10 protein-coding genes and 1 riboswitch are annotated in these 11,593 nt (G+C 68.0%); of the genes, 3 read left to right on the top strand and 7 right to left on the bottom strand.

The features are described from left to right. The 3 genes from V7787_RS36375 to V7787_RS36365 form a co-directional block, all read right to left on the bottom strand. On the bottom strand, window positions 1-1,042 hold a 1,042-nt coding region (locus V7787_RS36375), incomplete at its 3' end, for a hypothetical protein (protein WP_336092310.1). Window positions 1,043-1,050: 8 nt separating this feature from the next. Beyond that, window positions 1,051-1,821: a PP2C family serine/threonine-protein phosphatase gene (locus tag V7787_RS36370; RefSeq protein WP_336092308.1), complete on the bottom strand. Its 771-nt coding sequence runs from the start codon at window positions 1,819-1,821 to the stop codon at window positions 1,051-1,053. Window positions 1,822-1,838: 17 nt separating this feature from the next. Then, complete coding sequence (locus V7787_RS36365; RefSeq protein WP_336092306.1) at window positions 1,839-2,522, bottom strand: vWA domain-containing protein; 684 nt, start codon at window positions 2,520-2,522, stop codon at window positions 1,839-1,841. Window positions 2,523-2,626: 104 nt separating this feature from the next. Here V7787_RS36365 and V7787_RS36360 point away from each other — a divergent pair, with 104 nt between their 5' ends. The 3 genes from V7787_RS36360 to V7787_RS36350 all read left to right on the top strand — a co-directional run bounded on the left by V7787_RS36360 (window position 2,627) and on the right by V7787_RS36350 (window position 7,314). After that, complete coding sequence (locus V7787_RS36360; RefSeq protein ID WP_336092304.1) at window positions 2,627-3,748, top strand: aromatic ring-hydroxylating oxygenase subunit alpha; 1,122 nt, start codon at window positions 2,627-2,629, stop codon at window positions 3,746-3,748. 4 nt (window positions 3,749-3,752) lie between these two features. Continuing rightward, entirely contained in the window at window positions 3,753-5,096 is a 1,344-nt protein-coding gene (locus V7787_RS36355) for an amino acid permease (RefSeq protein WP_336092303.1), read from the top strand. A 127-nt stretch (window positions 5,097-5,223) separates the two neighbouring features. Continuing rightward, entirely contained in the window at window positions 5,224-7,314 is a 2,091-nt protein-coding gene (locus tag V7787_RS36350) for a phosphocholine-specific phospholipase C (RefSeq protein ID WP_336092301.1), read from the top strand. A gap of 108 nt (window positions 7,315-7,422) precedes the next feature. On the opposite strand, the gene V7787_RS36345 is transcribed toward V7787_RS36350, so the two are convergent. From V7787_RS36345 to V7787_RS36330, 4 genes are all read right to left on the bottom strand, one after another. Then, window positions 7,423-7,974: a hypothetical protein gene (locus V7787_RS36345; protein ID WP_336092300.1), complete on the bottom strand. Its 552-nt coding sequence runs from the start codon at window positions 7,972-7,974 to the stop codon at window positions 7,423-7,425. Window positions 7,975-8,339: 365 nt separating this feature from the next. Continuing rightward, window positions 8,340-9,248: a siderophore-interacting protein gene (locus V7787_RS36340; RefSeq protein ID WP_336092298.1), complete on the bottom strand. Its 909-nt coding sequence runs from the start codon at window positions 9,246-9,248 to the stop codon at window positions 8,340-8,342. 178 nt (window positions 9,249-9,426) lie between these two features. Continuing rightward, the gene (locus tag V7787_RS36335) at window positions 9,427-10,698 is read right to left on the bottom strand and encodes a multidrug effflux MFS transporter (RefSeq protein WP_336092297.1); all 1,272 of its coding nucleotides are present in this window, start codon (window positions 10,696-10,698) and stop codon (window positions 9,427-9,429) included. Then, complete coding sequence (locus V7787_RS36330) at window positions 10,695-11,153, bottom strand: VOC family protein (protein ID WP_336092296.1); 459 nt, start codon at window positions 11,151-11,153, stop codon at window positions 10,695-10,697. Before V7787_RS36330 ends, V7787_RS36335 begins: the two co-directional genes overlap by 4 nt. A 339-nt stretch (window positions 11,154-11,492) precedes the next feature. Further along, window positions 11,493-11,587, top strand: a riboswitch (glycine riboswitch). Window positions 11,588-11,593 lie beyond the last annotated feature (6 nt).

Genomic DNA, 11,593 nt, shown 5'->3' with positions numbered 1-11,593 from the left:
GCGCGGTGCGGGTCAGCAACTCATGCCGCGCGCACGAGGCGCAGGCCTGTCCGGCGTAATGCTGGTGCTCGCGGTTCTTGCCGCAGACCACGATCAGGCCGCGCGAAGGCTGCGCATACGCGCGCAAGGCATCGCCCCACTCGCTGGAACTCGGCCGCGCCGCCGGCACATCGCCGAACGCGCGATCGAACAGATCGCGCAGTTGCGTCGGCATCATCGCGTGCGCGCTGACCGGATTGGGCTGCATCGCCGGATTGCCGCGTCGCGCATAGGCGTAGCAGCGCTCGCGGATGCGCCCGGGCACGTCGGTGGGCACGCGGTCGTGCGCGGGCCGGCCGCTGTAGGGATGGATGCCGAAGTTCAACAACTGGAAGATCACCACCGCCAACGCGAAGCGGTCCTGAGTTTCCTCGCCGGCTTCGTCGAGCGCGCGGATCTGATACTCCGGCGCCAGATAATCCGGCGTGTACTGCGGCGCGTGGAAACGCCGGCCGCGGCCCTGGATGCTGAAGCCGTCGCAATCGAGCAAGGCGATATACAGCGAGGCGCGATAGAAGCGCAGATTCACCGGCTTCAGATCGACCACGTAATGGTGCTGCGCATGCAGCGCCGCCAGCACCGAGGCCAGATTCGCCGCCAGGGTGACCTTGTGCCCCAGCCCGACCGGCAGCCCGGCGGCGCGGGCCTGGCGCTCTTGCAGCACTTGTTCGACTTCCGAAGTCGAATCCACATCCAGCGCCGGCATGCTGAAACCGATGAAACGGCCGCGCTCATCGCGCACCACCGCGTCGGGCCATGCGATCTGCACGTAGCGCTTGCCGCCTTCCATCTGATCGGGCAGATGCGGGCGCAATTGCAACATCGCTTCGATCCGGTCGGTGTAGCTGGGCGGGTCGACCCGGGCGTGATAGATCTTGGCCACCGCGTCGGCGTCGTCGGGCAGCAGATACACGCTGCCGGCGCCGCCGCTCTTGATCAGCGGGCCAAGCCGGCTGCGGCGCGAACCGATCTGGATGATGCTGCCGGTGCTGGGGCTGCTCATCGCCGGACTCAGCCCCGCAGCGCGATCAACAAGGTCTTGTCGTCGGAGGTGATGCCGTGGGTGCGCGGATCTTCCAGCGTGCCCAGCAACGCGCGGCTGCCCTGCGCCTCATCCACCGACGCCAGATAGCGCGTCACCGGTTCGAAGAACGGCTGGAACAGGCCGGCGTTGTTCTTCTGCATCGCGAACGGCATCGCCCCGTCGGACATCAACGCCAGCCGCGCCGCCGGCGCGGGCGCGCGCAACACCCGCAACTGCTCGCGCCAGGCTTCGCCGGTGACGAAATAGGTTTCGTTGGCGTACTCGCCGTTGGCCGGCAGCGACACCACCGGCTCGGCCGCGGCTTCGCCGTCCGCGCCGGCCGCCTCGGCCACGCCGATGCCGTCGCCGATGTGGAAGAACCAGCCGCCGTGCGCGTCGCCGGCATAACCGACCAGGGTCGCCGCGTAACTCGACAACGACGCCTCATCGGCGGCCGCGATCTCGATCAACGCCGCGCGCGCGGACTGCACCGCCGCGGCGGCGATGGCGAAGAAACCATCGCGATCCTCGCCCAGCCAATCCGGCTCGCGCTGGAAACGCTCGCCCAACTCGCGCGCGACGGTATCGGCGACCACCCGCGATCCGACATCGCTGCGCGCAGCCGAACCCGCACCGTCGCAGACCACCGCCACCAGCGCATCGCCGTGCGCGTGGAAGGCGCAGGCGTCCTGGCAGGGAATGCCTTTGTCGAGGTGGGAGGTTCCGGTCGCCGATGCCGCGTAAATTCGCCAGCCCATGTCCGCGACCCCGCCGCTCAGGTCGGTACCGCCGACCAGGTGTCGGTGGACGGCAACTGCGCCTGCCCGCCCGGCCGCGATTGCGACACCACCTGCATGCTGGCGCTGAGCCACAGGAACAGTTCGCGGAACTGCAGGCCTTGCAGACGCTTGACCCCGCCCGGGCCCTTGCTGCTGAACTGGCCCATGATCGCGTCGTCGCCGCTTTCGCCGACCGCGATCGGGAAGATCGCGACCTTGTTGGCGCCCTCGGCTTCGCGCGCGCGGCCGGCCGCGGCCTGCCACGCGTCGGTGGGCACGCCGTCGGACATCAGGAACAGCCACGGCCGGGTGTAGGCGATGCCGGCGGCCTTGAAGCGCTGTTTTTCGTTCTCGACCTCGAGCAAGGCCAGATCGATCGCGCGGCCGGTCGGGGTGGTGCCGTCGGCCTCAAGCACGGGCGCGGTGAAATCCATCGCGTCGCACCAGTCGCCGACCACCTCGGCATGGTCGAAACCGCCGTAACGCACCACCAGCACGCGCACCCGCTTGGCCGCGATCACATCGCCCTTGAGCTCGGTTTCCAGCAGCTTCAGGCCTTCGTTCAATTGCTGGATCGGCGCGCCCATCATGCTGCCCGAGCAATCCAGCACCAGCACCAGCGGCGTGCGCTGTTCGGTGTTGTCGACCAGGGCTACATCGGGGATAGCGGACTGATTCATGGCATTCCCTTGCTTTGGAGTAGCCCGAGTATAGCCACCCGCGGGCCGCGCGGGGCCGCAATAGCGGCTTTGCGCCCGGCCCGGCCCGGGCGGATACTGCGGCCATGACCGAGCCCGCCGCCAACGTCATCGCCCGCCTCCGGCCCGATCGCGCCGATCTCGCGCCGCAGCCGCTGAGCCACGCCATCGCCCTGCCCGCGCGCTATTACGTCGAGCCCGGCATGGCCGCGCTGGACCGCGCGGCGATTTTCGATCGCGGTTGGCAATTGATCGCCCACCTGTGCCAACTGCGCGGCGCCGGCGATCATGTGGTCGCCGACTTCGCCGGCCTGCCGGTGATCGCGGTGCGCGGCAACGACGGCGAGATCCGCGCCTTCCACAACGTCTGCCGCCACCGCGCCGGGCCGATCGCCAGCTGCGACGGCCTGGCCGCGCGTTCGCTGCGCTGCCGCTATCACGGCTGGACCTACGGCCTGGACGGGGTGCTGCGTTCGGCGCCGGAGATGAATCACGCGCCGGATTTCGATCCGGCCCAGGTGCGCTTGCCGGCGCTGCAAGTGCGGGTGTGGCAAGGCCTGGTGTTCGCCGCCGCCGCGACCGCGATGGAGTTCGACGAATTCGTCGAAGGCATCGCCGCGCGCATCGGCCAGACGCGCGATCTGGCCGGTTACGGCCACCACCACCGGGTCGGTTATGAGGTGGCCTGCAACTGGAAGGTCTACGTCGACAACTACCTGGAGGGCTACCACGTCCCGCACATCCACCCGGGCCTCAACCGCCTGCTGGATTACCGCAGCTACATCACCGAAACCGCACGCTGGTATTCCTATCAGTGGAGTCCGCTGGAAAGCGGCGAAGGTTTGTACGGCAGCGGCGATGCGCTGTATTACTGGATGTGGCCCAACACCATGCTCAACATCCTGCCCGGCCGCCTGCAGACCAATCGGGTGGTGCCGCTGGGCGCGGAGCGTTGCCGGGTCGAGTTCGATTTCTACTACACGCCCGACGACTCGGGCGAAGCGCGCGCACGGCGCGAAGCCGATCTGGCCTTCAGCGACGAAGTGCAACTGGAAGATCTGACCATCTGCGAAGACGTGCAACGCGGACTGGCCAGCGGCTCGTACGTGGCCGGGCGCTTGAATCCGCTGCGCGAGAACGCCGTGCACCATTTCCAGGAACTGCTGCGCGAGGCCTATCGCGCGGCCTTGGCCGCGAGCGGCGACTGAGCCGATGGGCGCCGACGGCCTGGAGCCGGACGCGCCGGCATCGCAAGCGCCGCACGCAGCGGCTGCGCGCCGGCCGCTCGGGCTGTGGGCGGCGACCGCGCTGGTAGTCGGCAACATGATCGGCAGCGGCGTGTTTCTGCTGCCCGCGGCGCTGGCCCCGTACGGCGGCATCAGCCTGATCGGTTGGGCGATCACCTTGTGCGGCGCCTTGCTGCTGGCCTTCACCTTCGCCCGCATGGCCATGCGCTGGCCGCAGAGCGGCGGCCCTTACACCTATGCGCATCGCGCGTTCGGCGACACGGTCGGTTTCATCGTCGCCTGGAGCTATTGGATCTCGATCTGGTGCGCCAACGCGGCCATCGCGATCGCCTTCGCCGGCGCCGTCGGCGCCCTGGTTCCGGCGCTGACCGCCACGCCCGCGCGCGCGGCGGCCTGCGCGCTGGGCGCGTTGTGGCTGTGCACCGCGATCAATCTGCTCGGCGTGCGCGAAGCCGGGCGCGTGCAGATCGTCGCCACCGCCTTGAAGTTGCTGCCGCTGCTGTTGTTCGGCGTGGTCGCGCTGTGGTGGCTGGATCCGTCGCAAGCGCTGCGGCCGTTCAATCCCAGCGGGCTGTCGCCGGCGCAGGCCGCGCATGCGACCGCGGCGTTGACCTTGTGGGCGCTGCTGGGCCTGGAAGCGGCCACCGTGCCGGCCGGCTCGATCGAAAATCCCGAGCGCAACGTTCCGCGCGCGACGGTGTTCGGCACCTTGCTCGCCGGCATCGCTACGGTACTGGCCTGCACCGTCGTGGTCGGCCTGTTGCCGATCGACAGCCTGAAGCAATCGCAGGCGCCGATGGCCGACGCCGCGACCGCGCTGTGGGGCGCCGGCGCGGGCATCGCCTTGGCCGCGGTGTCGGCGGTGTCGTGCCTGGGCGCGCTCAACGGCTGGACCTTGCTGTCGGGACAATTGCCGCTGGCGGCCGCGCGCGACCGGGTGTTCCCGCAGTTGTTCGCGCGCATCGACAGGCGCGGCACGCCGTGGCTGGGCGTACTGATCGGCAGCGCGCTCGCCTCGATGCTGGTGCTGGCGAACTTCAGCCGCTCCCTGGTTCAGGTGTTCGTGTTCTCGATCCTGCTCTCGACCGCGGCGACCTTGCTGCCCTACCTCGCCGGCAGCGCGGCCTGGCTGATGCGCGGCGAAGGCCGCAGCCGCACCGTCGCCGCCTTCGCGCTCGCGTTCAGCGTGTACGCGCTGGCCGGCATCGGTGCGGAAGCGTTGCTGTGGGGCGCGGTGCTGGTGATCGCCGGGCTGCCCGTTCATCTATTGCTGCGGCTGCGAGCGCGCGCGCGCACTTCCGCGAGCTAGCGCACAAGTCGTCTCACCGGTCGGTATGCGGTCACAGCAATGCCATACGCGCGCAGCACGCTGCGTGTGCGGTTGCCCGCCGCTTCCCCCAGCCACCGCTCCCCAGCGGATTTTTCGCCCGGACCCCATGACCGACCAACCCGACTCCCAACGCCGCGGCTTCCTGCGCGGCGCCGCCGGCGCCACTGCCGCCGGCCTCGCCCTGAATCTGTTCCCGCCCGCGATCCAGAAGGCCCTGGCCATTCCCGCCGCGCGCGTCACCGGCACCATCCGCGACGTCAAGCACGTGGTGATCCTGATGCAGGAGAACCGCTCGTTCGACCATTACTTCGGCGCGATGCGCGGCGTGCGCGGCTTCGGCGACCGCTTCCCGATTCCGCTGCCCAGCGGCAAGCCGGTGTGGCAGCAGACCAATGCGCAAGGCCGCGAAATCCAGCCGTACCACATCGACACCAAGACCACGAGCGCGCAGCGCATCGACGGCACCCCGCACAGCTGGCCCGACGCCCAGGCCGCCTGGAACAACGGCTTGATGGACAAGTGGCTGCCGGCCAAGACCGAGCGCTCGCTCGGCCATTACCGCGAAGCCGACATCCCGTTCCAGTACGCGCTCGCCAACGCCTTCACCCTGTGCGATGCGTACCACTGCTCGCAGCAGACCGGCACCAACTCCAACCGCCTGTTCCATTGGACCGGCAACAACAATCCCTCCGGCGACGGCGGCGGCCCGGCGGTGGCGAACAACTTCGACGATCTCGGCCCGCCGACCGAAGGCTATTTCTGGACCACTTACCCCGAACGTCTGGAACGCGCCGGGGTGAGCTGGAAGCTGTACCAGGACATGGACGACAACTTCACCGACAACCCGCTGGAAGGTTTCCGCCAGTTCCGCGCCGCCGCGCCGGGTTCGGCGCTGGCCGAAAAAGCGCTGAAGACCTGGACCCTGGACGATCTGGCCGCGGACGTGCGCAGCGGCCGCCTGCCGCAGGTGTCGTGGCTGGTCGCGCCGGCCAAATACTCCGAACACCCGGGCCCGTCGGCGCCGATCTGGGGCGCGGACTACACCGCGCGCGTGCTCGATGCGCTCACCGCCGATCCGGCGGTGTGGGCGAGCACGGTGCTGATCGTCAACTTCGACGAGAACGACGGCTTCTTCGACCACATGCCGCCGCCGGCGGCGCCGTCGCTGGACGCCGACAACCGCCTGATCGGCGGCTCCACCGTGGATCTGCGCGGCGAACATCACCTCAGCCGCAGCGGCCCGGCCTACGGCACGTCGAGCGATCCCGCGATCTACTACAGCCGTCCTTACGGCCTGGGCCCGCGCGTGCCGATGTACGTGATCTCGCCGTGGAGCCGCGGCGGCTGGATCAACTCGCAGGTGTTCGACCACACCTCGGTGATCCGCTTCCTGGAAAAACGTTTCGGCGTGATCGAGCCCAACATCGGCCCGTGGCGGCGCGCGGTGTGCGGCGATCTGACCAGCGCGTTCAATTTCTTCGACCCGCACCACGAACCGATCCCGACCCTGCCGGATACCTCCAACGCCGACAGCATCGTCGCCGAGCAAAGCAAGCTGCCCAAGCCCAAGCCGCCGGCGGTGGCGAACGCGCCGCAGCAGGAACGCGGGATCAAGCCCTCGCGCGCGCTGCCTTACGACTTGCAGGTCGGCGAACGGGTCGAACGCGATGCGCGGCGGATCCGCCTGAGCTTCGCCAACACCGGGCGGGTCGCGGCGGTGTTCCACGTCTACGATTTGCTCGAACCCAATGCGATCCCGCGCCGCTACACGGTCGAACCCGGCAAGTCGCTGCACGGCGACTGGAGCCTGAAGACCGGCAGCGCCCGCGCCTACGCCTTGCAGGTGTTCGCGCCGAACGGGTTCTTCCGCGAATTCCGCGGCTCGCTGCACGGCAGCAACCCCAGCGTGACCACGATTGCCGACCTGCGCCTGCGTCGGCGCAAACTGATCCTGGCCCTGCGCAATCCCAACCGCAAACCGCTGCGGCTGGACATCGCCGACGAATACGGCTTGTACGAATCGCGGCTGGAACGCCTCGGCGCCGGCGCGGTGCGCTACCGCGCGATCCGGCTCGACGAAAGCCAGCAGTGGTACGACTTCGCGATCACCGACGCCAACGATCCGGAGTACTACCGCCGCCTCGGCGGGCGCCTGGAAACCGGCGAGCACGGCATCACCGATCCGGGTTTGATTTGAGGCCGATACGGATAGGGCACGCCACCCTGCATCCCTTCCCGGCGATTTGCCGGGAAGGAACGAAGCGTTCATCCGCTACATTCAGAGGGTCAGGCTCTCTTTCCCCTATCACTCGCAACGCGGGGCCACGGTTTCAAGCATGCCGTGACTTGAGGCGTAGCTCGAGTCTGTCCTTCGGTAAATCGCGCCAGTGCCTGCGCCGTCCTTCCAGAACACCAACATGATCGTCGCTTGCTCGGCACGGAACTTGGCGTCTTGAATCATCTGCCGTCCCGTATTCCTGTACTGCGCGGCCATCCAGGCTTTGTAGGTCGCGAACGCGAGTTGCTCGCGATCCACATCGCCCCCAGAGCATGGACCGACCGGAAAGGCAGCGGCGGGCCCTTCCGGATAGATGTCCTCTCCCCCGCCAAAACCGCCGCCGCCGCCACCGCCGCCCGTGCCACCGCTGCCGCCCCCAACGCTTCCGCCGCCATCAGTGGGGTCGCCGACGAATTCGCAAACTTGAATCGGCTGAGACGGATGCACGATGCCGTCAACCACGACCGAACCTCCGGGCATGGAGCGACACATGAGCCCCACATCCGCTTTTACCTGCGTCGTCGCGCAAAGCAGCAGCGCGACGGCGAATACTGCGCGCTGCCAATACCAAGCATTCATAACTCTCCCCTTGTCCATTGTTTTCCCCAGATTGCAAACGCCCAGCGACCTCGAAATCCCGCTCTCACCCGACAGTCCGCTCGGCCAAATCAACTTAGAATCTGAGCAAGCCGCCAACAAGCGCCCCCTGTAATAAATGCCAGGTACCAGTACACCGACGGGCGCATCGATGCTGATCTATACGACGCTCCGTCGCAGCGCTCTGGGCTGGAGTGAGCCGTTCGATCCCGCCTAAGTTGGAAACCGGCGAGCACGGCATTACCGATCCGGGTTTGATCTGACCCGGCAATCGTTCCGGCGGCGGGAACGGCGCAAGCTGCTTCCGTCGCAATCCGGCCCTGCGCAGTCGCTCGCACGAGCGCCGGTCAATCCAACACCCGGCCCTTGCGCCAATACCCCATAAAGCTGATTGCCGACTTGGCGAAGCCGCGCTCAGCCACCAGATGCCGGCGGATCGCCATCACCGCGCCGGCCTCGCCGGCGATCCAGGCGTAGAAGTCCGACGCGGCGGCCTCGGCCTGCTCCCACAGGATGTCGCGGTCGATATCCACCTCGGCCAGCGCCGTTTCCTCGGTCTGCGTCCGCGTCGGCGTCAGCTGCGCCGCGCGGATCGCCGCGACCAGACGGGCGCCGTAGTCGGCCGGGGTCGCATCGCGATGCTCGGCGCGCGGCAGCCAATGGATCTGCATATCGCGCGGCCCGTGCAACGGCACCGCATCGGCGCGCAACGGCACTTCGATGAAAGCGCGCACTTTCGGCGGCCGCGCCAACGCCGCCAGCGATTCGAGAATGCCGGCCACCGCCGGCAACGCGGTCTCATCGGCGATCAGCAGCACTTCGCTCACATCTTCCGGCGGCTGCCATTCCACTCCGCCGGCTTCGGCTTGATCGGCGTGCGGCGCCATCAGCACCAGTCGGTCGCCGGGCCTGGCGCTCATCGCCCAACGCGAGGCCGGGCCGGCATCGCCGTGGGCGGCGAAATCCACTTCCATCTCGGCCGACTCGGCGCGCAATGCGCGGATGGTGTAGGTGCGCATCGGCGAACGTTGCGCCGGGTGCTGATCGCGGTAACGCGCGTACCAATCCTCGCCGCGCGGCACGCTGAGCTCGCCGGCGTCGTTGGGAAAGAAAATCTTGATCCGCTGGTCCGGACCGAAACTGCGCGCCTGCGCCAGCGAATCGCCGGTGAAGACGAAACGCAGCATCGACGGACTCAGCTCGATGCGCCGGCGCACCGAGACATCGAACAAATGGAAGGTTCTGCGTTGGGCCATGGCGGCGCCTCCTGCATGAGCGTGTGCACATGGCTGGGAGCGCATTCAAGCGGCCTGGCTGCCGGTGCGGCGCATCGGCGCCGCGGTCGCAGCTTACGCCCGCGCGGCCGCGCTGAGGTTGCACGGCTTGGCCGGATCGAGGCTGCGCCGCCCGATCCGGCCACGATGGCCGGACGGACTACAGCGAGTCCTGCGGCTCCACCACCACCGCATCGTCCGGGATGCGCGCGCAGGCGGCTTTCGACACCAGCGCCTCCCAGCGCCAGAAGCCCCAGGCGATCGCGGTCAACACCGAACCTGCGATCGCCAGATGCAGCGCGCTGTCGCTGAGCAAGGGCGAGATCACCCCGGCCAACAAGGCGTTGACCACCAACCCGGAAAACGCCTGCAACGACGACGCCGAACCGCGCTGATGCGGGTACATGTCCAGGATCGACAAGGTCACGATCGGAAACACCAAGGCGATGCCGAACGCGCCGATGCACATCGGGATCACCGCCCACGGCACCTGCGGCGCGTCGGTCCACAGGTTGTAGCCCAGGTTGATCGCCAGCGCGAGCGCGCAGAAGCCGAAACCGATATTGACCAGCCGATCGCCGCTGACCTTGCCGGCCGCACGCCCGGATACGAACGAACCCAGCACCATGCCGCCGATGGTCGGCACGAAGAACCAGGCGAACTCGCGTTCGTTGAGCTTGAGGATGTCGAGCACGAACGCCGGCGCCGAGGCGATGTACAAGAACAGCGCGCCGAAATTGAACGCGCCGGCCGCAGTCAGACGCTGGAAGCGCGGGTTGAGGAAGATCGCCACGTAATCGCGCAGCAAACGCTTGGGCTTGAGCGCCAGCCGCGCCTGCGGCGGATGGGTTTCCGGCAGCAGGAAGATCACCGCCGCCAGCAGCATCGCCGAGAACGCGACCAGGAACCAGAAAATCGCCGGCCAATGCGCCCAGCCCAGAATCCAGCCGCCGATGATAGGCGCGATCGCCGGAGCGATGCCGAAAATCATCATCACCTGGCTCATCAACCGCTGCGCGTCGTCGCCGTGCAGCACGTCGCGGATCACCGCGCGGCCTACGATCAGGCCAACACCCGCAGACAAGCCCTGCACCGCGCGGAAGAAAAGCAAAGTAGGCAGGCTTTCCGACAGCGCGCACGCGACCGAAGCCAGGGTGAACACCACCAGCCCGCCGATGATCACCCGCCGCCGCCCGATCGCATCCGACAACGGCCCATGCACCACGCTCATCAGCGCATACGCCACCAGATACACGCTGATGGTCTGCTGCATCTCCAGCTTGTCCGCGCCCAGCTCGTTGGCCATCGCCGGAAACGCCGGAAAGATGGTGTCGATGGAGAACGGCCCGAACATCGCCAGGCCGCCCAGCAACAGGGCCAGCCGGCGCATCGACAAGGACGTCTTCGCGGGAGTTGCGGCGGTTTCGCTCATCGGCTCGCTGCTTGGGAAACGGTGGAATCGGCCGGCGCGTGCTCGGGCGGGCCCTTGAGTTCGACCACATTGCCTTCCGGGTCGAACAGATACTGCGACGGGCCTTCGCCCTCGGCGCCGTAGCGCGACCCGAAATCGCCGATGCGCGCGCCGTGCGCTTGCAGGTGGGCGACGATGGCCTCGTGGTCGAACGGCTCGGCGCGCAGGCACAGGTGGTCCATGTTGTGGCCCTCCGCGCCCGGCCCGGCGCCGCCGGCGCGGCCGAGCTTGCCGTCGATGTCGACCAGATCGATCAGCGAACTGCCGGCGCGCAGTTGGACCAGACCGATGGCGTCCTGGCGCCGCTCCACGCTGCAACCGAGCACGTCGCAGTAGAAGGCGATCATGTTGGCGGTGTCGCGCACCCGCAGCACCACGTGATCGATTTGCAGCAGGCGGAACGGTCTGTCGGCCATGGCCGGACCTCTTCGCATGAATGGGGCCCGACAGCATACTCCCGCGCGGCCCGGCCGATGCCGCAAGACTTGTTTCGATCTGTCCGAAAGCCCTTGTAGGAGCGGCGCGAGCCGCGACCAACCGCAGAGGTTTGGGCGACCGCAGTTACCCGAAGCGTCCGACGGCCGGAAAATGATGCGGGCGAGGATTGCGGGCCCTGGCTTCGGAGGGATGCGCTTTCGTACGTCTCTGCGGTTGGTCGCGGCTCGCGCCGCTCCTACAGGGGCCCAGGCGACGCTCGCCGGGTGACGGACTGAACCACCCCCACCCACCCCGGCACGGGCTATAATCGCCGCTTCGACCACGCGGTGGGAGAAGCGGCCCGGCCCACGCCGGCTCCGCTGCCGAAGGCGCAACGCCCGTAATCGCTCAGGCCCTATACCGTCGCGTGTACAAAACT

This window comes from Pseudomonas sp. CGJS7 (genome assembly GCF_036961695.1).
This window is presented reverse-complemented; position numbering and strand designations above follow the sequence as displayed.